Genomic DNA, 26,045 nt, shown 5'->3' with positions numbered 1-26,045 from the left:
GCGATTCACGCAAAATCATTCAAAACGCAAAAAACTTTACAGTAAATAAATTTACACTGGCGCCTCGTATCAGGCATTATCCGGACCAGCTCACATTCAGGAATGCCAATGCCCCTCCCCAAACACGAAGCCCTCCTCAGGCTACGCGCGATAGAGCTAATCAGCTATTGGGAGGGTCGCCTGATCACCACTCAGTTGATGGCATGGTTTGGCATCAGCCGCCAGCAAGCTTCTTCCGACATCAATCGCTATAACAGCGAATTCAATCCAGGCTCGCTAATCCACAGCCCTGCAGTTAAAGGCTATGTGCCGACGGCTGGTTTTCAGCCTGTACTGAGCGCTGGACACATCAATGAGTACATGGCACTAATCGGCGAGCAATCTGATCAGCCCGTGTCTGAGGTTTTGGAAGCTCACCCCAGCGTCACTACTGTCCAACTTCCAGACCGTGCAGCCCGCCCTGAAGTGGTTCGCGAGTTGATCAGAGCCTGCCGCAATGCCGGCAGCCTGAAAGTGCTCTACGCCTCCATGTCCAACCCGCAAATTCATGAGCGCGTGATATCACCTCACACGCTCGTTTATACCGGTTTTCGCTGGCACGTTCGCGCTTGGTGCCATAAGCGCCAAGCCTTCCGCGACTTTTTGCTCTCACGTATCTGTCGCACGCCAAAATCGTGCGACGCTCACGCCCCATTATCAAGTACAGACAGTAGCTGGCACGACCAAGTCAACCTGACACTGATCCCTAATGAGCTACTCAGTGATGCCCAAAAGTCTTTAGTTGAACGCGACTTCGGCATGCCGGAAGGACGCCTACAGCTGACTGTTCGCACAGCACTTGCCCACTACACCCTTCAACGCTATCAGGCGGCCATCACCGCAGAAGAAGCCGAGCGAGTACGCGAGCATCCATTGCAATTGCTTCCAGCTGATCGCGCCAAGCTAACTCCCTTCCTTTTTAGCAGTGATGGGGAATAGGCATGCATAGCTTCCATTACGACTCTGACTTAATCGGCGGCTCGTTGCAGGTGCGTGAATCACGCATCGTTGCAGACCTGCTGCTGCAGGACGCCAGCCCTGAACAATGGCATGAGGTCATACAGAAACAGAACCGACTGCAGAAACGCGCACCAGCTTCGGCCAAGCGTGTGGCTCAAGCCATCCGCAAGCGTCTGGAGCGACTGGATGCCCCTTTCTGGCGGGCAATTCGAGATGGAGATGATGAACTCGCTACCCAAGTGGTGTTCTGCTCGGCCATGGAGCGCAACCTGCTCCTCGTCGAATTCATCGAGACCGTCCTCAAGGACGCTTTCGTCACCCGCGCCGACGTGCTCGAACCCTACCACTGGAATGAGTTTCTGGAGGAACGCAGCCATCGAGATTCGACCATCACCACCTGGACGGAGTCCAGTCGTAAGAAGATGGCGCAGGTTGTCTATCGCATGCTGGCCGAGGTCGGCCTGTTGAAAAGCACCCGCAACATGAAACTACAAAACCTGATAATTCGGTCAGAGGTCCGCGTATTGCTGGATGACAGCTACCGCTATCGCATAAAAGCCTGTTTGGAAGTATCCAATGCCACCGGACAGTAGGCGTGGAATAAGGAGTGTTCGCATGAATCAGCAACTGCAGGATCGGCTAAACCAGATCCCAGACAAGATCCTCACCGAAGAGTTCTTGAGGAGCCAAGGATTGGGCAATGAGCTCGGTTTCTGGATCTTCGACTACGCCCCCGAGGACGAGCTGCAGGTGCGCGAATACCTCAGTTTTCTGCAGGGGTTCCTCGCCAAGAAGCATAGCCAGCTCAAAGTGGCTCATATCAATTTGCTGCAGGCTATGCGCGAATATCTGGATCAACGCAGCTTCACTGAAAAAGCCATTCAGATGCAGCAAACCAAAGGTGACCTCGCGTTGCTCAAGGCGCTGTCCGGACCGCTGCATATGGACAAATTCGCGCCCTTCCTAATGGAACACAGCGACGCCGATCAACACGACGTGGTGCTAATCAGTGGTGTGGGCTCAGTTTGGCCGGTTCTTCGCGCCCACAACCTTCTCAACAAGCTACACGCGCTGCTTGGCCACAAGCCTCTGGTTCTTTTTTACCCCGGCCATTACTCAGGGCAGTCACTCGCCTTGTTCGACCGCATTCCCAGCAACAACTACTACCGCGCCTTCAAGCTGGTTCCCTGATCAATAAGGACGATTGCCGTGAGCATTAAAGATATTTTCTTCAAGGAACTCGATCGCCCGATCAACGGCGTGGTTAAGGCGGATCAGTCCGACGACGCAACCGTGCACCAGGAGCTGGATGAGTACGTTGTCACCAACGAGCTGGAAAAACACTTCCGCAGCTTCTTCGAGTCCTACGGTACTGACTTGAACGATCCCTCCATCGCCAACCGCGTGGGCGTATGGATCAGCGGTTTCTTTGGCTCGGGTAAGTCGCACTTCCTCAAGACCTTGTCATACCTACTGGCCAACATCGAAGCGCGCGACGACCAGGGCAACGCTCGCCAGGCTGTGTCCTTCTTTGATGCGAGCAAACTGCGTGATGCCACCATCCGTGCCGACATCGACAAGGCCGTTGCCAACAGTGCCGATGTCATCTTGTTTAACATCGACAGCAAAGCCAGCTCCAACGATGCTGGCAACCCGATCCTCAATGTCTTCCTACGGGTGTTCAACGAGCATCAAGGTTTCAGTGGCGACCATCCCCACATCGCCCACATGGAGCGTCATCTGGCCCAGCGCGGCGTCTATGAGCGATTCAAGCAAGCCTTTAATGATTCCACCGGGATGGACTGGACCGAGGAGCGTGATGGCTATCAGTTCTACCAGGATGACATTGAGCAAGCGGTAGCCGCAGCCCTCGATCTATCTGCTGAGGCCGCGCACAAATGGTTCGAAGACTCAGAACAAACGTTCAGCGTCTCGGTCGAAAACTTCTGCAACTGGGTGCGCGAATACCTCGACACCCAGCCAGCCAAACACCGTGTGTTGTTCCTGGTGGACGAAGTCGGCCAGTTCATCGGCAGCGACACCAAACTAATGCTCACCCTGCAGACCATCACCGAAAACCTCGGCACCATCTGCAAAGGCCGAGCCTGGATCATTGTCACCTCTCAGGCCGATATGGATGCCGTACTGGGTGAGCTGTCCGCCTCCAAGGCCAACGATTTCTCGAAAATTGCCGGGCGCTTCAAAACCCGACTTTCGCTGTCCAGCTCCAACACTGACGAAGTCATCCAGAAGCGCCTGCTACGCAAAACACCGGAAGCTGAAGCCGAGCTGCGCGCCCTCTGGGAACAGAAAGGCGACATCCTGCGCAATCAGATCACCTTTGACCGTTCCGGTCCGACCCTGAAGAACTTCGATGGACCGGAAAGCTTCATCAACAACTACCCGTTTGCGCCGTACCACTTCCAACTGGTGCAAAAGGTCTTCGAGGAAATCCGCAAGGTCGGTGCCACCGGGGCGCACCTGGCCTATGGCGAGCGTTCCATGCTCGATGCCTTCCAAATGGCAGCCATGGCCATTGCGGAGAAACCGCTCGGCGCGCTGATTCCCATGTACAGCTTCTACCGCGCCGTCGAAGGCTTCCTCGATACAGCAGTCAAGCGCACCATCGACCAGGCGGGCGAAAGCAGCGTCCTCGACGCCTTCGACGTACAGATCCTGCGCACCCTGTTCATGATCCGCTATGTCGACTTGATCAAGGGCACCCTCGACAACCTCGTCACCCTGTCCATTGAACAGGTCGACGAAGACAAACTAGCGCTACGTCGCCGCATTGAAGAAACCCTCCAGCGCCTTGAAAAGGAAAGCCTGATCACCCGCAACGGTGACGAATTTGTCTTCCTCACAAACGAGGAACGCGACATCACCCGCAAGATCAAGGCCACAGAGATCGCCGGTTCAGAAGAAAACAAAGCACTGTCGGATCTGATCTACAAAGACCTGCTAAAGGACAAGAACAAGTTCCGCTACATCGTCAACAAGACCGACTACAGCATTGGTCGCTACCTCGACGGCCACAGCCTGGAAGGCCGTTACGAGCACGACCTTCGTGTCGAAGTGATCTCGCCACTGGATCTCGACTACGCGCTCTATGGCGAAGCTGGCTGTATCAATAAAAGCAACGAAGCTCCTGCCGGTATGGCACTTCTCAAACTGCCTGACAGCAAGGACTTCTTCACCGAGCTCCGCACCTGGCTGAAGACCAACAAGTTCATACGCCTCAATGACGACGGCAGCCAGCCTGAGCTGAGCAAGATCCTCGCCGAACGCGGCCGTGAGAACCAGGAGCGTAAAAAGCGCCTGCGCTTGCTGCTGGAAGAGCTGGCTGAACGCGCAGAGGTCTATGCGCAGGGGCAGCACCTGAAGCTCAAAAGCAACAATATCGTCAGCAAGTTCGACGAGGCGTGCCAGTACCTCCTTGAAAACACCTTCACCAAACTGGGCTACCTGCGAGTGCTACAGCAGGAGCCCGAGCGTGAACTCCACGCCATTCTGCATACCAGCGACATCGGCCAACTAGGTCTGACCCTCGATGGTGACGAAGGCAATCCGCAGGCCATCAAGGAAGTTGAACAGTTCATCTCGCTGCGCGCCTCCGGTAACGAGCGCTTGCTGGTCGCAGACATCATCGAACGCTTCAGTAAGCGCCCCTATGGTTGGCCGGACGGAGAGATTCTGCTTGTTCTCGGTCGCCTGGCCGCTTCCAGCCGTATTTCGTTCCACGCCGCCGGCCCCAGCATGCCGCTGCCAGACGCATTCGAGTACCTTACCAACAGCCGTAAGCGTCGTGAAGTTTCGGTGCAGATGAAGCGCCAGACCGAGGAAGGACTGCTCAAGCAAGCACGCAACCTTACCCAGGAGCTGTTCAATGCCCTCGGCCCTGCAGGCGAGAAGGAGTTATTCGAGTATTACTGCGTGCAGTTCGACAGCTGGCGCAGCAACCTTGAAAAATACAAAGCAACGGTTAGCGCCGGACGCTTCCCTGGCAAAGATGCCATAGAACAGGCCCTGCTCAGCCTGCAGCGCTTGCTGAGCAACACCGACAGCGTTGACTTTTTCAAGGCCGTGGTCGACAACAAGGATGACTTCCTGGATCTGGAAGAGGACTACCGTGACCTACACGAGTTCTTCACCAACCAGGTGCATACCTGGCAGCAACTGCAGCAGGCCTTACGTCGTTTCGACAAGAACAAACCAGCGCTGGATAAAGACGAGAAAGCACGCAAAGCACTGGCCGAGCTGAAAGCTATTGAGCAAAACACCACGCCCTACGGTCAGTTGCACCAAGTCGCCACTCTGGTTGACACGGTAGAAGCCATAAACGCCGCCACCCTAGCTGAAAAGCGTCAACATGCCCTGGCCCGTGTCGACGAGAAAATCACCCAATTGCAGACCGAGATTGCCAAGAGTGGTATCGAAACCGCCGAGCTGAGTAACCGCCTACTGCGTCCGATACAGCTCGTCAAAGCGGATCTGGAGACCGAAACTAGCATCGCCAACATCTACATGTTGCAAACCCAGACTGCCGACGAGCGCCTACACGATGGTGTGTTTGAGTTAGAGCGTGCTATCCAGGCTGAAGCCGAACGTCAGCAGAAAATTCAGCAGGAGCATGCCAAGGCTGCGCAGGCAGCCAATTCGGCAAACGGCGCCAAAGAAGACCGGGCGCCTGCTTTGGTGCCAACATCCAAGCCTGTAGCTCCGCCAAAGCCTGTGGTGGAAGTTGTGGCGACCAGTGTGTTCAACAAGCTGGGCAACGGCTTATATCTGGAAAGCCAGAACGATATCGACCGTTTCATCGAGGCCCTCAAGGGCGAACTGGACAGCGCTATTCAGCAAGATAATCGCATTCGCATTCGCTGACCCCTTGCAGCCTGGAAAAGGGGGTGTCCTCTCCAAGCTGCAAACTGCGCCAAAGCCAGATTAAAAAGAGTTAGGGAAAGTCGAGATGAATACCAGCAACATAAAAAGCTACGCCCCCAAGGCACGCACTGCCTTTATCGCCGCCATGACCAAGCGCGCCGCGCTGTTTGGCATCCGCGAATCCAGTATGGGCATCGCGCCGGTGGAGCAAAAGGGCGATCTGGCGCTGATCGGCGAGCAGGCCTTTCCGGCCAGTATTATCGGCCCCCGCGCTGCACTGGTGAAAAAGGTCGAGCAACTGGGTTTTGCCCAGGCCATGGAGCAGGCTGCCTACAGCTGGTTCAACCGCCTGTGCGCCATCCGCTATATGGAGCTTAAGGACTACCTGGACCACGGCCTGCGGGTACTCAGCCACCCCGCGCAGCAAGGCAGCTTCCAAATCCTCGACGACTGCCTGGATATCAACCTGCCGGGTCTCGACAAAAAACGCATTGCCGAGCTAAAACTAGACGGTAACAAAGACGAAGAGCTCTACCGCGAGCTCTTGCTCGCCCAGTGTCACGCCTTGCACCAGGCCATGCCGTTCCTCTTCGAGGCGGTGGATGACGCCACCGAGCTGCTGCTGCCGGACAACCTGACCAAGACCGACTCGTTAATCCGCGAGCTGGTCAGCGCCATTCCCGAAGAAGATTGGGCCAACATCGAGATCATCGGCTGGCTTTACCAGTTCTACATTTCCGAGAAAAAAGGCCAAGTCATCGGCAAGGTGGTGAAGTCGGAAGACATTCCGGCGGCGACACAATTGTTCACGCCAAATTGGATCGTCAAGTACATGGTCCAGAATTCGCTGGGTGCTCAGTGGCTGGCGACCTATCCCAACTCGCCACTTAGGGCGCAGATGGAGTACTACATCCAACCCACCGAACAGACCGCCGAAGTTAAGGTGCAGCTCGCGGCCTTCACACCCGAAAGCCTCCACCCAGAGGAGCTGACCCTGATCGACCCGGCCAGTGGTTCAGGGCACATACTAGTGGTGGCCTACGACCTATTGAAGGCCATCTACTTGGAGCGAGGCTATCGTCAGCGCGACGTGGCGCAGCTGATCCTTGAGAAGAACTTGTTTGGCCTTGATATCGACGAGCGTGCGGCGCAGTTGACCGGATTTGCATTGATGATGAAGGGCCGGGGCGACGATCGTCGACTGTTCGAACGGGGGGTGAAGCTCTCTGTGATGGCCCTGGTAGACAGCGCGGGATTCGACGCTGATGTATTGGCCAGCGGCGTAACGCTAGCGGACTATGGGCTTGAGCTGAGCAATCTAAAAGAGCTGAAGCGGCTATTCGAGCACGCAACTACCTTTGGCTCTCTGATTCAAGTGCCGGAGGGACTGGCGGACAAATTGCCTGCGTTGAAGCGGCTGAGCGTGGCGTTCAGCCAAGACCTGTTTGTTAAGGATGAGCTCAATTGCTTGAGGGTGCTGGTACAGCAGGCCGAGATGCTGGCGACGCGGTATGACGCGGTAGTGGCTAATCCGCCATACATGGGAAGTAAGCTTTACTGCCCAGCGCTCAAGGAGTTTGTGAATTCCGTCTATGAAGCGGGGAAATCTGACCTCTATGCGGCATTCACGCTTCGGAACATTGAATTAGCACGTGACGGCGGCCGTATTGGGATGATCACCATTCCTAACTGGATGTTCCTTTCGTCCTTTGAGCTAGTCCGACGCGCAATTTTCCGGTCTGCGCCGATTTCTAGCTTGGTCCATATCGGAAGAGGCGTTTGGGGATCAGATTTCGGCAGTTGTTCTTATGTTCTCGAACGTTCATCATTGACGAAGCTAGAGGGACAATTTCTTAGGCTATTTGACAAGCAAGGAAGCGTAGCTAGCAACGAAGAGCTTGAGCGCCGGTTCCACTCGAATCGGCGATTTAGCACACCGAATACTGCCTTTGAGAAGATCCCCGGTATACCTGTTGCGTATTGGGCTAGCGAAGGCGTTCGCGGCGTCTTTGAAGTCAACAGCTCCCTTGGCTGCATAGCTAGTGCCAAGCAAGGTCTGTCAACCGCTGACAACGATCGATTCGTACGCCTATGGCACGAAGTATCACTCCTCAAAACTGGTTTTGACCTGGGTAGTCGCGACGACGCGAAACAGTCAAAGAAGACGTGGTTTCCTCTAAATAAAGGTGGAGCATTTCGTAAGTGGTTCGGTAATCAAGAGTTCGTCGTGAATTGGCAGGATGACGGCAGGGAGTTGCACAGCTTTAAGTCGTCCGTCCTCCGAAACTCTTCCTTCTACTTCAAACCGTCGGTGAGCTGGTCTGACATCACTATCTCGCACAATTCATTCCGAGAATATGATGCTGGCTTTATCCATTCCAATGTGGGGCACTCTGCATTTGGTGGCGACTCCGATTGGCGCCTCTCCCTACTCGCTTACTGCAATACAAATTTTGTCGGGTTAGCAACGAAGCTTCTCAGCCCGACCGTGCATTTCGATGTGGGTTATTTCAACAACCTGCCCTACGCAAAGAAAGCCTGGACCAGCGGTAGCAAAGAGATCGCGAAGGCATGTGTGGCTGTTGCTCGGAAAGATTGGGACGCTTATGAGGTGTCTTGGGGATTCCAATCCCTGCCCCTGTTGACGGCTTCCTCTGAGGAAGCTCTAACCCTCGAATCCAGCTATACCGCCTGGATTACCCAAAACCGCGCCACTATCGACGAGATTAAGCTCCTCGAAGAGGAGAACAACCGCCTCTTCATCGACGCTTACGGCCTGACGGATGAGCTCACCCCCGACGTCCCCATCGACCAGATCACCCTTACAGTAAACCCGTCCTACCGCTACGGCGGCAAGCTCAATGAATCCGAGCTGTGGGCGCGCTTTCGCGAGGACACCTGTGCGGAGCTGATCTCCTACGCCATCGGCTGCATGCTCGGACGCTACAGCCTGAACGAGCCCGGTCTTATCTACGCCAACAGTGGCAACCAGGGGTTCAACTCCAGCCGCTACGTCACCTTTCCAGCCGATGCCGACGGCATCATCCCGCTTACCGACAAAGAGTGGTTTGCCGACGATGCGGTCAATCGCTTGATCGAGTTCGTCTCAGTGGCTTGGGGCAAGACCCACCTCGAAGCCAACCTGCACTTTCTCGCGGACAACATGTCACCGAAAAAGGCCGAGTCAAGTCGCGAGACCCTGCGTCGCTATCTCTGCGAAAACTACTTCAAGGATCACCTACAAACCTACAAAAAGCGCCCGATCTACTGGCTGTTCAGCAGTGGCAAGCAAAAGGCCTTCCAGTGCTTGGTGTACCTGCACCGCTACCACGAAGGTACCCTGGCGCGCATGCGTACCGAGTACGTTATTCCGCTGACCGCCAAGCTCAACACCTACGCCAACAAGCTTGAGCAGGACATCGAAGCCAGTCCCAGCACCGCCGAGAAAAAGCGCCTGGAAAAAGAGCTCGCCACCCTGCACAACCAACAAGCCGAACTCACCACCTTCGACGAAAAACTCCGTCACCACGCCGACCAGCGCATCAGCCTGGATCTGGATGACGGCGTGAAGGTGAACTACGGCAAGTTTGGGGAATTGTTGGCGGAGGTGAAAGCGGTGACTGGGGATAAGGCAGAGTCTTAAGGCTGCGCCAAACCTGTGTAAAAACTAGCTCTGTTCACATGGATTGAGTGGGAAATAACGATGCCAACAGTTGGCTGGATACAAGAAACGGGACTGGATAGGTACTGGGAAACCGGGAGTGCGCTGGATTTCTCAGCCGTACCTGTGAGCTACTCGTGCCGCTACTGCGACTTGTCCTTTGACTCCCTTGCGCAACGGGAAAGGCACGAGATTGCCCACCCGATGCAGAATCCAACCTTGCATTTTCAGGGTCGGGATATTGCCGGGAAGCATCTACGGATCACCGTACCTCTAAAACACGGTGACCTGGGCGAACGCAACGTTAGCAACCTGACCATAAACGGCGAGAACAACCAGTCGGTGGGGGGACTTTTTGAGCGTATACAAGCTGTCCAGAAAGGCTACTTTGATGTGAGTTATGGCAATTCAGCACTGCAGAAAGCGCTGAAGATCGAGGTATGCATCGCGGATAAGCAAGAGCTGAAACACGTCGACCAGGCTTTCTGCTTGCACTTCTCTAAGGACGACTTCACCAGCAGTGATATCGCTGCGTTTATCGACAACGTAAAGCAGAACATGACTGTTACCGAGTATACCAACGGACTGGTTCGCTACTTGCATGGCGTAATGGCCAAGGACAGGCGTTCTGACACGACTCCTTTTGAAGAGTTTGATACTCGCTTCAATCAGGCCTTGCAGTCATTGCAGGAATACCGCACTAACCTATCCATCTCTGTCAGGGCTGTAATCAGATTCAATAGAAATGACTTCAGTACGCTCCAAGCCTCTGGTCTGCCTGAAATAGAAGCTGCCATGCAGTTCTTCAAGGGCGGAAAATATGCGGCGTCCGGGTTGGTCGGCAGCAGCGAAAAAATGCCGGTGGACTTCTCTACAGAGTTTAGTCTCAAGGAGCTACTGGGTGGATATCAGCAGGCCTCGCTGCAGGATATGGAACTGAGGATATCGGCCCTCTCGACAAGCAATTTGTCGCTGCAGGACAGAAGCAAATTTGACTACATTTGTTATAGAAAGGCAGTTGAGCAAGATGATGCTTCTGGGATGGATAGGTACCGAAGAAAACTCAGGTTTGACGATGTTTTCAACACGCTTATTGGGGAGCAATGACAGATGACTGACATTGAGAATGAAATCGCCAAACCCAAACCGGACGATGTAAAAAAGCGCAAACAGAGCAAGCCAAAGACCGCAGCTGAATCAAAGTCTGTTGAGCAGATCCTATCTGAGGTATTTGCAATAACGACAGATAAAGATCAGAACATTAAACCGGCAAGCATCAGCAAGGCTGACCTGAAATCGTTGCTGTCCTATCAGCAAAATATGAGTATGAGCAACGGGTTTATCGAGCAGATTGTCACCGTCGCGCGCAAGACTGATCCGGAACTCAAATGTCTGTCACTCATCACCTTAGCAGCCGTCAAGTGCCAGCACGATGCGCAGCGCCATGAGTTGCTGACTTTCTGTGTACGACTGGCCAGCTCGCTGTGGATTCAACGCCACCGCGGATCATTCGATCTGTATCGCGACATTTTGGACGCAGACAAGGGATTAGACACCGCGCCGCTGACCTTTCTGCGCAACTCGGTAACTGAGCTATACCGCAAGCGAATTGAGTTTGTCGGAAGTCAGGCAAGAGACGCAACCTCTAACTCCGATAAGGCTGAGGTAACGGTGCCTACAGCACTCGATACGCTGTCCAAAGCAGAGCTGGTCACGCAGAGAAATAACATTTTGCTGATAGGTGCGCTCTGGCTGATGGCGCAGAGTAAGGCAGACCCCAACGCGGCTATCGAGCTCTTCTCAAGTCTGCTCAAAGAGCAAACCTCCCGCATCCAGAGCAACCGTGCGATTGCGCTCTTTCTTGCCGAGCAATATGCCAATCAGGAAAGCTTGCTGGCAGACACCATCGATTACTTTAAAAAGCAGTTCACCGAGCTGGCCGACCAGCGCGAATTTTTGCAGTCGAAACATCATGCTCAAGAAATTAAGCTGAATAAGCTGCAAGCTATGGTGATGGATCAGCATTCGACGATCGCTGACAAGGATAAGCTAATTGCTCAACTACTGGCCGAAACCGAACAGCTGAAGCACACACTGCAAGAGCAGCAGCTTGATGAACGGGCCACACGAACACATCTACGTGACAATGCAGGGCAGGCTAAGGCTAAGGCATTCAATCTCCTATCAGAAGCTGTTCTTGAGCCATTAAAACTGTCTCTGGCAGCTTTGCAGCGTGAAAAACCAAAAATAGAAGTTGCCGCGCATCATATCGAGTTGGCGGTGGAAAGCATTGAAAGGGAAATCAAATGGTTCAGCGAGTAGGCATTGACTTCGGCACCACCAACAGTCTCATCTCTGTGATTACACGAGCTAGTCGAGCAAAGTGCTTTGATGATACTCAGCGCCCACATCCTTCAGTTGTGCGTTATGAAGGTGAGCAGGTCATCTGCGGAAAGAAAGCGCGGGACAAGCTGGAGAAGCTGGGTATTGGTGTGCTGGGCAACACAGTACGCGGTCCGAAAAAGCTGCTTGGTAATGAGCACATTAACGTCGATGGCCGGGTCATGACGCCGGTCGAGGTCATTGCTGACTACATTAAATATCTGGTAGCTCATGCTCGTGATAACGACATTGACCAGATTGCAGATCTGACACGTGCCGTAGTGACCATACCGGTAGCACTGGGCGGACGTGGCAGACAAGCACTGCGCGAAGCAATGCTCAGTGCTGGCGTTTACGTTGAAACCTTCGTGCACGAGCCCTTGGCCGCGCTCTATGGCTATTTCAAGGATCAGCCTGATACCAGGGACGTTCTCGCGTATTACGACGGCAAGATGGTTCTGGTTTTTGATTGGGGTGGTGGCACGCTGGATCTGACACTGTGCAAGATAATCAATGGTTCCATTGTTCAGGTGCTCAATCGCGGCAACAACCTGGTCGGTGGTGACTATCTGGATGACGCCATTCTCAATCATGTCACCGACGAGCATGCGAACAAATTCGGTTGGAGCGCTGAAAGCAAGCTACCGGTTAACCCCGGAATGCGCGCGAAGCTGATCACCCAGTGTGAACAGGCAAAAATCACGCTGTCTACACGCGACAAAACGAATATATTTCTTCCCGATTATTTTCAGGGTACAGATGAAGAGTCTGAAATTGATATCTGGTTGACCAGGGAAAATCTGGAGAAAATTTGCGCCCGCCTGATCAATCAGGGCATCAATGAAATCGACAGTCTGCTGGCCGCAGATAAGGCCGATGTAGATCCTCAGACGCTTGCGTTATGCCTTGCAACTGGTGGCATGGTCAATATGCCATTGATCAAAAACAAGCTTACTGAAATCTTTGGCGTCTCCTCGCTGCACATTTCCGAGAAGGGTGACCGGATTATTTCCGAGGGTGCAGCCTGGATTGCACATGACAATCTTGAGTTGGCATTGGCAAAACCTTTTGAGCTGGTTGAAGCCAGAAATTCACTGCTCACAGTGATTCATGAGGGCACTCGCTTGCCTCAGCGGGGAGAGTCAATACAGAAGCTGCAATCGATGTATTGCTCCGATCCTCGGGATGGCAAGGCCATTTTTACCTTCAAGCGCCCGCAGATGGTTCAAAAGTCAGCCGCGGCCGATCCTCGCACCACTTATGGCAGTCTTGTTGTTGAGGTGAATCCGGATTTCCCACCACTTGAGGAACGTATTCAACTTACCGTGACCATCGATGACAACCTGATTCTGCATACCCACGCGATTGCTGAAGACCGCAGAGAACCTGTAAGAGAGGAATACTACGATCTTGAGTTTTCTTTAGTGGTGAAAAAGACGGCTGATGACTCAATCGAAAAAAAAAACCGCCTAAGGCTGTCCGTTAACAAGAATGACCCAAAGCAGCTGCTTGTTCGCGCTAACGTCACGAACGACAAGGAACGCTGGGAAGCCGTTCCAGGTGAGCTACTCAAAGAATACAACGTCAAATATGTCTATCTGCAGAAGCCTATGACCAGATTGCAGGACGAAGAGTACATCCGCTATCAGCCATGTTCGGCATGTGGCGCGAAATGGATGAAGAATTGCTGCTCTACTGGCTCCTTCAACCCATAAAAAGTACTTAAAAATCCCATTTTTGCGTCGCGACTATGGAGTACGGCAGCATGTCTCTGGCTGATCTCTCATTTCCTGTTTAAGCCTCGGTGAAAAAGCGAATAAGTGAATGAACACCCAACAACTGACTCAAGGCCTGACTCAGGCATTCTTCAGAGAAGACCATCGCATCGTTTTCTGGTACGACCCTGAGCAAGGCTTCATGGATGTGCTCGGACAGCTTGATTTACCTGGCGTCCAGGTGCTGAACATGCAGGGGCATTCCACCTTCGGTACCAAGCTCAAGCTGGAGCTTGAGGACACTGAAGGTAAGTACCTGCTCTATTTCCCTTGCTCCGAACCAGACGCGAATGATGACTGGCTGCTGGACATCAAGCTGTACTCGCGCAGTTTCTACGCAGACAAAATGTCACTGATATTCAATGACCTGGGCTTACACCAGCAGGTGCTCCGTGAACATCTAACCAAGCGTGAGCGCTTCCTTGGCAGTAAGGCTCGACTAGCTAGCCTGAAGCGTTTGATCCAACCAACTGACACTGAGCATGAGTTGGATCTGGCGATGATTGCCGTTGTGCTGGGTGCAAGTGGCAGTGACGTCATGACGCTGCTTTGCACCTTGGCCGATGGTGCCGTACGTGACGATTTGGGTCTTGAGCAGAATCCAGCGGTCATCGATGAACTATACAAGCTCGACCTAATGCCTGCGTTACTGCAGGCCCTGCGTGAAGAGGTAGGCTATCCAGCCTCCATCGAAGAAATCAGTGGCGATAAACCCTTCAGCTTTGGGCATTTCCTAATTCGACTGCTGGCAACCGGGTTCTGCGAAAGTATCGGCGATATGCCCAACTGGGCTTCAGCGATTGCTATCCCCTCAGCCAGCGCACGCGCTACTTCACGTGCACTGCTTTCCCGCTGGCGTGACAGCTCACGGTTTTACCAAGCCTATGATGAGATTTCCGGCTGGGTCGGTGAGGCCCTGCATATCACTCAGAAAATTTGTGAAATCTCGTTGGAGAACTTGGCCAATGTTGCAACCTTCGAAGCCGTCGAGCGGCAGATCATTGTCGATCTGACCAAGGCTATTCCCGAGGCAGATCCGCGTGACCTTAGTCTGTTTGCGAAGATCATTTCCGAGCGACTGGATAACTATTGGGCAACTCGCCATAAGGACGATGAGACACGCCGCAAGTACCGGCTGCTATACACGGCGCTGTCGGCTGCGATCGACCTGTTTACGCAGCGCCACCAGTACGCAGCTGGCTTCCACTTCACCAGTTCAGAGGCACTGTACAAAGCCTATGAGAGCGAGTTGTATCGCTTTGACACGGCTTACCGCCATTATTTCGCCGCCTCCCAGCGCGCCCACGTCGAGCTGCTGAAGAAGCTGGATGAGGCCGTCGAGCAGTGCTATGCGTATTGGTATCTCGATCAGCTCGGACGCTCCTGGGGCGGCCGCGTTGAGGCCGAACAACGCTTTGAGCACTGGAAAATACCTGGCATTCCTAACCAGCATAACTTCTATGAGCGTTGGGTAGCGCCCTTGTTGGAGGGGCATCGTAGCAAGCGCGTTGTGGTGATCATCAGCGATGCCTTCCGCTATGAAGCCGCCGTCGAGCTGTGTCAGCGCATCAATGAAAAGCGTTACAGCAAGGCCAGCTTGAATAGCCAGTTGGGCGTACTGCCGAGTTACACCACGTTGGGCATGGCGTCCCTGCTGCCACACCAGACGCTGGAGTATCGCGAGGGCAGTGATGGTGTTTTTGTAAACGGACTCAATACTGGCAACACCATCGCTCGCGACAAGGTTCTTGCCCAGCATGGCGGCATGGCCGTGACCGCACTTCAAGTCAAAGAGTGGTCCCGTGACGCTGGGCGTGAAGCGCTGAAGGATCAGCAGCTGGTTTACGTCTATCACAACGTGATCGATGACCGCAGTGACAAAGGCGGCGGCTCCGAGGTGGATACCTTCCACCACGTCGAGTTCGCCATTGAGGAGCTGACCGAGCTGACCCGCAAGATCCTCATGCACTTCAACACCAGCACGGTATTGATCACGGCCGATCATGGGTTCCTCTTTCAGCAGAGTAAGCTTGAGGCGGCGGATCGCACCTCACTCGCAGAGAAACCGGATAGTGCGATCAAGAGTAAGAAACGCTATGTCATTGGCCATACTCTGCCTGTTGCCAAGGATGTCTGGCAGGGATCGACCAAGCAGACCGCGGGCACAACATCGGACACTCAGTTCTGGATACCCAAAGGCGCGAATCGTTTCCACTTTGTCGGCGGTGCTCGCTTCGTTCATGGCGGGGCCATGCCTCAGGAAATCGTTGTACCTGTGCTGACGGTAAACCAGTTGCGCGGTGAGAAAGCGGAGAAACGCACTAAGCGCAAAGTCGGGGTGATCTCGCCGAAGTCAGCCCTGAAGATGGTCACCAATATCCAGCGCTTTGACCTGATCCAGACCGAGTCGGTAAGCGAACAGGTGTTGCCGGTTACGGTTGCTGTGTCGATCTACGAAGGGGAGCAGCCGGTCTCCAGTGAGGAGGTCGTGACGTTTGACTGTGCGACGGACTCCATGAGCGCGCGCCTTAAGCAGGTACGCCTGTCACTATCAGGCAGCGATTTCGACCGGCAGAAAGATTACTTCCTGGTGATCCGCGATAAAGATTTGAACACTGAGCTTGAGCGCTACCGTGTGACGATTGACCTGGCCTTCACCGACGACTTTTTTTGAGAGCACTACACTAGATGGAAACCCAAGTGGATAAAGATCTCGATCAGTTGCTTAACGAGCACTTTGCCGGTCGCGTGGTGCGCAAGGATCTGACCAAGCTGATAAAGGAAGGCGCGAACGTACCGGTTTACGTGCTTGAGTACTTGCTGGGTATGTACTGCGCGTCCGATGACTCAGAGGTGATCGAACAGGGCCTGAAGAACGTCAAGAAAATTTTAGCGGAGAACTATGTTCGACCCGATGAAGCCGAGAAGGTCAAGTCTCTAGTTCGCGAGCGCGGCACGTACAAGGTGATCGACCGAGTCACCGTGCGACTGAATGAAAAAAAAGACCGATACGAAGCCTCTTTCAGCAACCTTGGCATCAAGGACGCTGAAATCTCTGCTGGCATCGTTAAAGAATACGAAAAGCTCCTTGTGGGCGGCATCTGGGTGATCGCAACGCTGAGCTACTACCACGAGGAAGGCCAATCGGGATCTCCTTTTGGCGTCACGCTGCTCAAGCCTATCCAGATGCCAAACATGAACATGCAGGAGCTGTTCGAAGGGCGCGCAGCACTGAGTACCGTAAACTGGCGCGAGACACTGATTCGCTCCATCGGCATGGAGCCATCGACGTTGGATGAGTCCGTACAGTGGCATTTGCTAGCCCGGATGATTCCCTTCGTGGAGAACAACTACAACGTTTGCGAGCTCGGCCCCCGCGGCACCGGAAAGAGTCACATCTACAAGGAATGCTCACCAAACAGCATGCTTGTGTCTGGTGGCCAAACCACCGTCGCTAACCTGTTCTACAACATGAGCAGTCGCCGCATCGGCCTGGTCGGTCTTTGGGATGTGGTGGCCTTCGACGAAGTGGCAGGCATCAACTTCAAGGACAGGGACGGCGTGCAAATCATGAAGGATTTCATGGCCTCTGGCTCCTTCGGTCGCGGCCGTGAGCAGATGGAAGCCTCCGCTTCCATGGTCTTCGTCGGCAACATCAATCAGAGCGTCGAATCGCTGGTGAAAACCAGTCACCTGCTTGCCCCCTTCCCTGAGCAGATGATCGACGCAGCCTTTTTCGACCGATTTCACGCTTACATTCCTGGCTGGGAAATCCCAAAAATGCGCCCGGAATTTTTCACCAACAGGTACGGGCTAATCGTCGATTACCTGGCAGAGTTTTTCCGCGAAATGCGCAAGCGCAGCTTCGCCGACGCCATCGACAAACACTTCAAACTGGGTAACAACCTAAACCAGCGCGATGTGATCGCAGTACGCAAAACAGTATCCGGCCTGCTCAAGCTGCTCTACCCGCACGACGTATTCACCAAAGAAGACGTGCGCCAGTGCCTCGAATACGCACTCCAGGTCCGCCGGCGTGTGAAAGAACAGCTAAAGAAGATCGGTGGAATGGAGTTCTACGATGTTCACTTCAGCTACATCGACAACGAAACCCTCGAAGAACACTTCGTCACTGTGAAAGAGCAAGGCGGTGGTGGCCTTATCCCAGAAGGGCCGGGAAAGCCCGGTTTCATCCACACTATAGGCTTGAGCGGCAAAGGCATGCCTGGGTTATATCGGATCGAACTGCAGGTGACCAAGGGTACTGGCAAGCTAGCTACCTCCGGCCTATGGAACTCCAGCTCTGCCAAAGAACAGGTGAAAATTGCCTTTGACTACTTCAAGGCCAACGCCTCGCGCATCAGCGCCTCGGCTAAGGTGCTGGAGCACGACTTCCATTTACATGTGGTTGAACTGCAAAACACCGGCCCTCTTACTCATATGGCACTACCCAGCCTAGTAGCTTTTGCTTCCGGCCTAATGGGCAGGCCTGCGCAAGGTCAAATGGTCGTGCTCGGTGATATGAGCTTGGGCGGCAGCATCACGCCAGTTGAAAGTATCGCCGAGTGCCTGCAAGTGGCTTTCGACGCGGGAGGAAAGCGCGTTGCGCTTCCTATGAGCAGTGCCAAGGACATCCCAAGCATCCCAGCCGAACTGTTCACCAAGTTTCAGACCAGCTTTTATGGCGAACCAGTAGAGGCTGTATTTAAGGCAATGGGCGTAGACTGAAACAAGGCCATCTAATAGCCCGTTTACGGATTTGAGGTGGGCTGCTTGTGCATTATCTGCAATGCGGAATCAGAATCGGCTTTGGTTCCGCCCTGACTTGCTGGTGCTGCACAGAAAGCTGCTCCACCACGCCGACGCCACCAAACTCACTGAGCCGGGTGGTATCGATATGGTCGTTAACCCGGCTGATCGCCGGGCCGCACGGATTGAGCATGATATTGCGTTCAAAAGGTAACACCGCAGACGGAATGACCAGTCCAATTTACGTATTATCCTTAGCAAAGTGCCGCTATAGGGACTGGCACGATGCTAAATCGGGAAAAAGCCACGACGACCCTCTGCTTCACCTACGCCAACAAACTCTGTATGAGCGAGACGCATCTGCAACTGACCGTCTGGCTCCTCATTCTCTAGCACAATGATCTGACCAGACTCCTGCCGATCCGCGAGCCAAGTGTAGAATTTGTCCTTAACGGTCGGATCAAGAGCCTCTTCCGGATTGTTGCTGCCATGCTTTGGATCTTTGTAAGTAACCACTGGGGAGTCGATGACGATCAATCCAAGGTGAGGATTTCCTTGGTGGAGTGCACGTTCCATTAATGCAACAGCCAACGCGGTCAGGAAGATCCCGCGCTTACCCTTTCCGAACGACACGCGCTGTCGATTGTTGATGTGGATGTCAGCGTCGTCTTCGTCAAAATGGACCGACTCCACCATTGGTACACCCCATGCCGTCAGCAGCTCCGAAATTCGGCGACAAAGCTCAGTTGCGCTGGTGGAGAAGTCGCGTGAAATAGATTGTTTTTGTCGCTTCGTCTTTGCCTTCATACCAACAAGACGCGCATTGAGCGTATCAATCCGCTCGAAGTTCCTGGCTGCCATGGCCATCTCAGTTCGTCGTGCGGTAAGTGATCCTAAATAGTCGGCTTCCATATTGGGCGAAGCCGGGCGAAGAAGCCTAGCTTGCTCGCTCAGATTGGCAGCGGCTTCACGCTGAAAGCTCGTTTCCCGACAGCGCGAACTCTCGATGTCATCATCGATATCTGATAGTGCGATCGCAAGCCCCTGCCTCAGAGCATTGATCTTTGATACCTCCGCGCGAGCCGCCTCCCGTAGCATGTCGCCCTGTTCTAGATGGACATGGTTACGCTTATGATTCAGATCCGTCCGACACAGTGGGCAGGGCTGGGATTCGAAGGTCTCGACAATCTCCGAGGCCGTGATCAACGAACTGAGTCTATGTACGTCGTTTTGATATTTCTCGTCCAGAAGCACAAACCGGCCCTTCGCTTCTAATACCTCGGTAAGCTCTGCCTGAACATCCCTAAGGCCGTCTTCGAGACTTTCGTGCGCTGTCTTTAGCTCCGTTAACTCCTGAGCATTAGTCCTAAGGAATGTCCCGACTTCTCGAAGTTCACGCTCGATCTTCGTAAGTCCTTCTGCGCAGTCCTCTTTGGACCATGTGCTCGGAATATCGGCATGTAGCGCTTTCAATTCGTCTTCGATCGCCTGCACATGACCTTTAGCGATATTACGTTGATCAGTTTTAACTGTGAGAGTCGCTCCCGAATCATCCACTCCAATCAAAGCCAGCATAATCACGGACTGAAAGCGCATTTTGAGAAGCTTGTCTTTCCCTTTCAACGGGACCTTATCTAAGGTACGAATTTCGTCAAAAAGACTCAAAAAGCGCAGGTCGTTCGCAGTCACGTTACCGAGAGTTCCGGCTTTAACGAGAATTCTGTTCCCTGACGCCTTACCCCATTCAATTAGATATGGGCCAATTTCTTCTGCGACAGGGGATTGAGACGACAGCGGTGGCAAAGAATGGAAGCCCGAGTAAACGACTTGACGCGCCTCCAAGAGATCCCGAAAGAAAGTGTACTCAGATCCATCCGGTCCGAGGACTTGTAGAGCCGCGCGCGTATAGCCCTCTGAAAAGCCGACATTTCGCGGATGTTCGTCGCCACCTAAGCAGTAGGCTATGCATTCCTCAATGTAAGACTTGCCCGTATCAGTAGGACCAAATACAAGGTGCGACTCCCCGACGGGTTTCAGTTCGGCATTGGGCTTATCGGGTCCGGTAAGCACCAGTCCATGGATTGCGATTCTCATACTGCCCTCGGCAAGCCTTCCTTCCCAATGAAATGTGTTCGCCAAAGTCTACCCTTAGCTCCAAAAACTTCTTCTAGCTGAAAATCGGTGTGCCCCCCAAAGTGTTCCGAAACCCAGTTACATCGATCACGTAAATCCTTGGTGTACTGACCTCCTAGGAGGTCGACGAGGGCCGGTCCACTCTCACCAATGCCATACTTGATTCCCTCTTGTGTAGCCATAGCGTCGACAAATGCTCTGAATGCCATGAGAGACAGACCATGCTCAATTATTTCTCGCCGACTAATATATTCGGCACCACGCAGCGGAACCGGTGTGTGCAGACTTGGCGGTCCATTCAAGTCGCCGGTGTAGATGACTGCGTAATCCAGATACATCAGGGTCTGTAAATCGGCCTTCCGTGGATGCAGCGCGTTCAGCAGAAAGACCATTCGCAGTCCTAACTCGAACGGGGTATTGAAGACTTCTGAGCTACTCATCGGTGTCTATCCAGCTCAGGCGAGCTTGGTTGGCAAGATGATGACAGGCACCTTGGAGGTCACCGGCCTGCAACCGAGCATGCAAGGGGTTGTTAACGACTTGAAGTGCATTGGCGATGGCCAATGTCTCCGTTAGTCTAATCATGCCGCTATCGTGAGGGGTTGCCACTATACCGCCAATACCAATCTCGACCTCAGTGAGGAGCCCATCAAAGGCACCGGAGAGCTTATCTCTGCTGAAGCGGTTCAACCCCTCGGCGCTGTAGAACAGCCGACGTTGTGCCACGAAATGCCTCTTCAAATTCCGAGGGATCTCAGGCACCACAGCAACGCAGTTTCCACACTGCTCCTCATACACCAGCAGTAGCGCATCAACATACCGCTGTTCAATGGGGTCTGGCTCCTCGGGCATTTGCGGGTTCGATCCACGCGCGTCGAGCACGCCGAAATGCTCCCAGTGCTGCGTCTGATTCCTCGAATGAATCTCCAGCAGTTCTTCGGGAGTACTGCGGCCAATAATTTCGAAGGGAAATGTCTGCACAAATAACTTTAGCGCCGGATCTAGACTCCGTTTGAACGTACCGAATTCGCCTTTTTTTTCCTCCCACTGCGCCAGTATCCAGGTGCGCATGCTCTCTGGATTCAGAAGGTAATCGAGCAAAGTCGCCCCAATTCGTAGTGCACAAAGATAATAGCGTCTTGGACAGGTATAGCTTCCGTCCTGCACGCAGGAGAGAAACTTGGCCAGCTCGCCTACGATTTGGCTCGGGGAGAGAGTGCTGCTGTAATACTTAGCTTGGTATAGGTCCCAAGTATCCGAAGCAGGTGGATGTACCGTGTACCCACATATATCTCGCCCCTTGTCATTTGCGCCTCCTAGCTTCAGAACCTGCGCGTATTGGCCTTCCTTCTCGAGCTGGCGTGCGCAGCGCTCTATAAACGACTCCCACTGCACGTCATCCATCAGTAGCAAGCGCTGTTGTGGAGTTGGTTCTACCGGACCAGGATGATAAGCACTACTCGAAGACACGGGCCCCTCCTGGGTAAACTCCATTGCGAATTACACCGCGATCACAAGATTGATTGAACCATATACAGATGCTATCCAGGCGTCCATAGACGCTTGCTTAACACAATTCGACTTGGCTCGTTCAGATCGGTGAAAAGGCAGCGTCGCTGCAGGAACGGACGGACTTGGTGATAGGTAGCGACGCATCTTCGAGCAAGCAGGCACTGACGATGGATGGGCGAGCAGCTACATCGAATCTACTCAATGTGACGAGCTTCGAGAAAGCCTTACTTTGCCAGTCGCTTCGAGCTTTGCCTGACTACCCAGTTCGGGCCTGCCTCCGAACAAGAGAAAAACTGACCTCCCACAACGCTCTTCATGCGACGATCTCCGCTCAAGTAATGCAACGTGATGGGCTCGCGCTTGCACCGCCTCCTAAGACCATCTGGCTGGCGCCATCCACTTTCACTGTTGCGACAGGTATGGAAACTCTACCAGCTGCACAAAAACACCCACCATAAGCAGTTGGTGCTCGGCCTCGCCCTGATTTGCCATATCCTTCTGGTGGTGATCAGAAAAAAATGAAGACAGCTCGTCGTGTCGATGCCAGCCAGCGCCCACCAAGAGAAAGTTCGCGAAAAGGAACAGATCGCAGCCAATACAGTCAGAACTGATCAGCCTTGACAGGTTTCAACGCGACGAAGCCCTGCCAGGCACTTTACGAGCTTTTTGCTAACGGTGACCCAACGGTGACCAAAACGAACATAACCCAGAAACAACAAAGCCCGGTCGTTTCCGAACCGGGCTAAGTCATTGAAATATATGGTCGGGACGGAGTGATTCGAACACTCGACCCCTAGCACCCCATGCTAGTGCGCTACCGGACTGCGCTACGCCCCGACTAGGCGTGAAACCTGTTCCTCATCTCGAGGAACGCTCAAGAATATATCGCAAGCGTTTGAAAACTGGAAGTATTTAAACGCAGGAATTTATTTCTTGAGGACCACCAGAACATCTTCCAGCTCAGCGATCATCTGGCGAATCATTTGTTTGTATTGGGTTGTGTCATCTTTGGCCTCATCACCGGACAAACGCAGACGCGCGCCGCCGATGGTGAATCCTTGATCGTAAAGAAGCGCTCGGATCTGCCGGATCATCAGCACGTCCTGGCGCTGATAATACCGGCGGTTTCCGCGGCGTTTGACGGGGTTGAGTTGAGGAAACTCCTGCTCCCAATAGCGCAGCACGTGCGGTTTTACCGCACATAGCTCGCTGACTTCACCGATGGTGAAGTAGCGTTTGCCTGGGATGACGGGTAGCTCGTCGTTATGACTTGGTTCCAGCATAAGCCTCAACTCGGGCCTTCAACTTCTGCCCTGGACGAAAGGTGACCACACGGCGAGCCGTGATCGGGATTTCTTCTCCCGTTTTCGGATTGCGGCCAGGCCGCTGGCGTTTGTCCCGAAGGTCGAAATTGCCGAAACCGGACAATTTCACTTGTTCGTTGTCTTCAAGAGCGTGCCTGATTTCCTCGAAAAACAGTTCGACCAATTCCTTGGCTTCCCGCTTGTTCAGGCCCAGCTCTTCATACAGACGTTCCGCCATCTCAGCTTTCGTCAAAGCCCCCATACGTCACTTCCTTAACGTGGCGTTCAACCTTTGTTCGAGCGAGGTGAGGATGTTTTGCGTCGCAGAATTCACCTCATCGTCATTAAGAGTGCGCGATGGATGCTGCCAGGTCAAGCCAACTGCGAGGCTTTTTCTATCAGGATCAATGCCTTTACCCTGATACACGTCAAATAGCCTGAGGTCTGTCAGCCATTCGCCTGCATTTTCACGGATTACGTCCAATACAGCCGTGGCGGCGACGGCCTTGTCCGCGATCAATGCCAGGTCACGACGCACTTCAGGAAAGCGCGATAACTCCTGGAATTTAGGCATTTTGCCCGACGCGACTTCTGCCAGAACCAGTTCGAAAACGAACACGGGACGGTCCAACCCAAGCGTTTTCGACAATTCAGGGTGGATCGCGCCGACAAAACCGACCAGACGCCCCTCACGCTCGATACGCGCAGTTTGACCCGGATGCAATGCTGGGTGCTTGCCCGGAACGAACGTGAACGCGTCCAGCGCACCGGCAAAGCCCAACACCGCTTCCACGTCAGCCTTGACGTCGAAGAAGTCCACGGTGTCGCGACCTTGCGCCCAGCCTTCAGGCAGGCGGCTACCGCAAACCACACCCGCGAGCATCGGCTCTTGTTTCAGGCCTTCCAACTGACCGACGAAACGCAAGCCGCTTTCGAACAGACGTACACGGTCTTGCTGACGGTTCAGGTTGTGCTGCAGCGCCTTGACCAGACCAGGCCACAAGGACGAACGCATGGCGGCCATGTCGTTCGAAATCGGATTGGCCAACAGAAGCGGTTCAACACCCGGATTAAACAACTCGAACTGTTTCGGATCGAGGAAGCTGTAGGTGATCGCTTCCTGATAACCACGGGCTACCAGCAGTCGGCGCAGTTCAGGCAGATCACTACGGGCTTCGGCCTTGGCTTGCGGCGCCAGACGCGCCTGCGGGTAACGAACCGGCAGGCGGTTATAGCCGTACAAACGAGCCAGCTCTTCGATCAGGTCGACTTCCAGGCTGATGTCGAAACGATGGCTTGGCACTTCTACGCGCCACTGCCCTGCTCCGTCGGCGGTAATTCCCAGGCCTAAAGCAGTGAGCAGACGCTCAACTTCGGCCGAATCCATTTCCATGCCCAACATCTGGGCAATGCGTTGGCTACGCAGGGTCACCGGAGCGATCGACGGCAGGTGCTGCTCGCTGACGGTTTCGATGATCGGACCCGCTTCGCCACCGGTGATTTCCAGCAGCAGGCCAGTGGCGCGCTCCATGGCTTCACGGGCCAGTTGCCAGTCCACACCACGCTCGTAGCGGTGCGACGCGTCGGTGTGCAGACCATAGGAACGAGCCTTGCCAGCGACAGCGATCTGATCGAAGAACGCGCTTTCCAGGAATATGTCGCGAGTGGTCTCGGTGTTGACGCCGCTGTGCTCACCGCCCATGACACCGGCAATTGCCAGCGCGCGGGTGTGGTCGGCAATCACCAGCGTATCGCTACGCAGGCTGACTTCCTGACCATCGAGCAGAACCAGCTTTTCGCCCTCTTCAGCCATCCGCACGCGGATGCCGCCGTTGATTTCGGCGAGGTCGAAGGCGTGCAGCGGTTGACCCAGCTCCAACATGACGTAGTTGGTGATATCGACAGCAGCGTCGATGCTGCGCACCTCGGAGCGACGCAGGCGCTCAACCATCCACAGCGGCGTAGGCCGGGACAGGTCGACGTTACGGATGACACGCCCCAGGTAACGCGGACAGGCGGCAGGTGCCAGCACTTCAACCGAGCGCACTTCATCGTGCACCGCAGGAACCGCAGCCACTACGGGGCGAGTGACCTGGGCGGCGTACAGCGCGCCGACTTCACGAGCAAGGCCCGCCAGGGACAGGCAGTCGCCGCGGTTCGGGGTCAGGTCGACCTCGATGCTGGCGTCGTCCAGGTTCAGGTACTCACGAATGTCCTGGCCTACAGGCGCATCGACAGGCAATTCCATCAAGCCGTCGTTGCCTTCACCGACTTGCAGTTCGGCCTGGGAGCACAACATGCCGTTGGATTCAACGCCACGCAGCTTGGCTTTCTTGATTTTGAAATCGCCCGGCAGCTCGGCACCGATGGTGGCGAACGGAATCTTCAGGCCCGGGCGTACGTTTGGCGCGCCACAAACGACCTGGAACGTCTCCGAACCATTGCTGACCTGGCAAACGCGCAGTTTGTCGGCGTCCGGGTGCTGTTCGGTGCTCAGCACCTCGCCCACGATGACGCCGCTGAATACACCGGCGGCCGGCGTGACGCTATCGACCTCAAGGCCGGCCATCGACAGACGAGCAACCAGCTCGTCACGACTTACCTGCGGGCTTACCCAGCCACGCAGCCATTGTTCACTGAATTTCATCC

16 protein-coding genes and 1 tRNA gene are annotated in these 26,045 nt (G+C 54.2%); 10 read left to right on the top strand and 7 right to left on the bottom strand.

Annotation, left to right across the window (positions count from 1 at the left end; all coding sequences use genetic code 11):
- Positions 1-108: 108 nt before the first annotated feature.
- From JQF37_RS21275 to brxL, 10 genes are all read left to right on the top strand, one after another.
- A complete protein-coding gene (locus JQF37_RS21275) occupies positions 109-978 on the top strand; it encodes a WYL domain-containing protein (protein ID WP_010656372.1) in 870 nt (289 codons plus the stop codon).
- A gap of 2 nt (positions 979-980) precedes the next feature.
- Positions 981-1,592, top strand: coding sequence for a DUF1819 family protein (locus JQF37_RS21270; RefSeq protein WP_073844629.1), 612 nt, complete (start codon positions 981-983; stop codon positions 1,590-1,592).
- A gap of 22 nt (positions 1,593-1,614) precedes the next feature.
- Entirely contained in the window at positions 1,615-2,190 is a 576-nt protein-coding gene (locus JQF37_RS21265; RefSeq protein WP_047303169.1) for a DUF1788 domain-containing protein, read from the top strand.
- Positions 2,191-2,208: 18 nt separating this feature from the next.
- Positions 2,209-5,880, top strand: a complete 3,672-nt coding sequence (gene brxC, locus JQF37_RS21260; RefSeq protein ID WP_198830848.1) for a BREX system P-loop protein BrxC — start codon at positions 2,209-2,211, stop codon at positions 5,878-5,880.
- Between the two features lie 85 nt (positions 5,881-5,965).
- Positions 5,966-9,523, top strand: coding sequence for a BREX-1 system adenine-specific DNA-methyltransferase PglX (pglX, locus tag JQF37_RS21255; RefSeq protein WP_198830849.1), 3,558 nt, complete (start codon positions 5,966-5,968; stop codon positions 9,521-9,523).
- A gap of 60 nt (positions 9,524-9,583) precedes the next feature.
- A complete protein-coding gene (locus tag JQF37_RS21250; RefSeq protein WP_198830850.1) occupies positions 9,584-10,648 on the top strand; it encodes a hypothetical protein in 1,065 nt (354 codons plus the stop codon).
- Between the two features lie 3 nt (positions 10,649-10,651).
- Positions 10,652-11,863, top strand: coding sequence for a hypothetical protein (locus JQF37_RS21245; protein ID WP_198830851.1), 1,212 nt, complete (start codon positions 10,652-10,654; stop codon positions 11,861-11,863).
- On the top strand, positions 11,848-13,638 hold the full coding sequence (locus JQF37_RS21240) for an Hsp70 family protein (RefSeq protein ID WP_198830852.1): 1,791 nt from the start codon (positions 11,848-11,850) through the stop codon (positions 13,636-13,638). Before JQF37_RS21245 ends, JQF37_RS21240 begins: the two co-directional genes overlap by 16 nt.
- A 109-nt stretch (positions 13,639-13,747) precedes the next feature.
- The gene (gene pglZ / locus JQF37_RS21235; RefSeq protein WP_198830853.1) at positions 13,748-16,372 is read left to right on the top strand and encodes a BREX-1 system phosphatase PglZ type A; all 2,625 of its coding nucleotides are present in this window, start codon (positions 13,748-13,750) and stop codon (positions 16,370-16,372) included.
- Positions 16,373-16,386: 14 nt separating this feature from the next.
- Positions 16,387-18,426: a protease Lon-related BREX system protein BrxL gene (gene brxL, locus JQF37_RS21230; RefSeq protein WP_198830854.1), complete on the top strand. Its 2,040-nt coding sequence runs from the start codon at positions 16,387-16,389 to the stop codon at positions 18,424-18,426.
- A gap of 309 nt (positions 18,427-18,735) precedes the next feature.
- On the opposite strand, the gene JQF37_RS21225 is transcribed toward brxL, so the two are convergent.
- From JQF37_RS21225 to pheT, 7 genes are all read right to left on the bottom strand, one after another.
- Positions 18,736-20,541, bottom strand: coding sequence for a hypothetical protein (locus JQF37_RS21225; protein ID WP_198830855.1), 1,806 nt, complete (start codon positions 20,539-20,541; stop codon positions 18,736-18,738).
- Positions 20,538-21,020: an ABC-three component system middle component 2 gene (locus JQF37_RS21220; RefSeq protein WP_198830856.1), complete on the bottom strand. Its 483-nt coding sequence runs from the start codon at positions 21,018-21,020 to the stop codon at positions 20,538-20,540. The genes JQF37_RS21225 and JQF37_RS21220 overlap by 4 nt, the downstream gene beginning before the upstream one ends.
- Positions 21,013-22,050, bottom strand: a complete 1,038-nt coding sequence (locus JQF37_RS21215; protein WP_233098364.1) for an ABC-three component system protein — start codon at positions 22,048-22,050, stop codon at positions 21,013-21,015. The genes JQF37_RS21220 and JQF37_RS21215 overlap by 8 nt, the downstream gene beginning before the upstream one ends.
- An 802-nt stretch (positions 22,051-22,852) precedes the next feature.
- Positions 22,853-22,929: transfer RNA gene (locus JQF37_RS21210), tRNA-Pro, on the bottom strand.
- Positions 22,930-23,018: 89 nt separating this feature from the next.
- On the bottom strand, positions 23,019-23,375 hold the full coding sequence (locus JQF37_RS21205) for a MerR family transcriptional regulator (protein ID WP_003179985.1): 357 nt from the start codon (positions 23,373-23,375) through the stop codon (positions 23,019-23,021).
- Positions 23,356-23,658 (bottom strand): integration host factor subunit alpha, encoded by a 303-nt coding sequence (gene ihfA, locus JQF37_RS21200; RefSeq protein WP_002553164.1) that lies wholly within the window; start codon positions 23,656-23,658, stop codon positions 23,356-23,358. The genes JQF37_RS21205 and ihfA overlap by 20 nt, the downstream gene beginning before the upstream one ends.
- Before the next feature lie 3 nt (positions 23,659-23,661).
- Positions 23,662-26,043 (bottom strand): phenylalanine--tRNA ligase subunit beta, encoded by a 2,382-nt coding sequence (gene pheT, locus JQF37_RS21195; RefSeq protein WP_130206935.1) that lies wholly within the window; start codon positions 26,041-26,043, stop codon positions 23,662-23,664.
- Positions 26,044-26,045: the final 2 nt, after the last annotated feature.

Source organism: Pseudomonas sp. MIL9 (assembly GCF_016887925.1).
GTDB lineage: Bacteria > Pseudomonadota > Gammaproteobacteria > Pseudomonadales > Pseudomonadaceae > Aquipseudomonas > Aquipseudomonas mohnii.
The sequence above is the reverse complement of the archived record's forward strand: the minus strand, read 5'-3'. Positions and strand labels throughout refer to the sequence as shown.

What these genes read in the sequence shown, in the direction of transcription:
- JQF37_RS21275 (WP_010656372.1), top strand. Translation starts at nt 109, where the DNA reads ATGCCCCTCCCCAAACACGAAGCCCTCCTCAGGCTACGCGCGATAGAG.
- JQF37_RS21270 (WP_073844629.1), top strand. Translation starts at nt 981, where the DNA reads ATGCATAGCTTCCATTACGACTCTGACTTAATCGGCGGCTCGTTGCAG.
- JQF37_RS21265 (WP_047303169.1), top strand. Translation starts at nt 1,615, where the DNA reads ATGAATCAGCAACTGCAGGATCGGCTAAACCAGATCCCAGACAAGATC.
- pglX (WP_198830849.1), top strand. Translation starts at nt 5,966, where the DNA reads ATGAATACCAGCAACATAAAAAGCTACGCCCCCAAGGCACGCACTGCC.
- JQF37_RS21250 (WP_198830850.1), top strand. Translation starts at nt 9,584, where the DNA reads ATGCCAACAGTTGGCTGGATACAAGAAACGGGACTGGATAGGTACTGG.
- JQF37_RS21245 (WP_198830851.1), top strand. Translation starts at nt 10,652, where the DNA reads ATGACTGACATTGAGAATGAAATCGCCAAACCCAAACCGGACGATGTA.
- JQF37_RS21240 (WP_198830852.1), top strand. Translation starts at nt 11,848, where the DNA reads ATGGTTCAGCGAGTAGGCATTGACTTCGGCACCACCAACAGTCTCATC.
- pglZ (WP_198830853.1), top strand. Translation starts at nt 13,748, where the DNA reads ATGAACACCCAACAACTGACTCAAGGCCTGACTCAGGCATTCTTCAGA.
- brxL (WP_198830854.1), top strand. Translation starts at nt 16,387, where the DNA reads ATGGAAACCCAAGTGGATAAAGATCTCGATCAGTTGCTTAACGAGCAC.
- JQF37_RS21225 (WP_198830855.1), bottom strand. Translation starts at nt 20,541, where the DNA reads ATGAGAATCGCAATCCATGGACTGGTGCTTACCGGACCCGATAAGCCC.
- JQF37_RS21220 (WP_198830856.1), bottom strand. Translation starts at nt 21,020, where the DNA reads ATGAGTAGCTCAGAAGTCTTCAATACCCCGTTCGAGTTAGGACTGCGA.
- JQF37_RS21205 (WP_003179985.1), bottom strand. Translation starts at nt 23,375, where the DNA reads ATGCTGGAACCAAGTCATAACGACGAGCTACCCGTCATCCCAGGCAAA.
- ihfA (WP_002553164.1), bottom strand. Translation starts at nt 23,658, where the DNA reads ATGGGGGCTTTGACGAAAGCTGAGATGGCGGAACGTCTGTATGAAGAG.
- pheT (WP_130206935.1), bottom strand. Translation starts at nt 26,043, where the DNA reads ATGAAATTCAGTGAACAATGGCTGCGTGGCTGGGTAAGCCCGCAGGTA.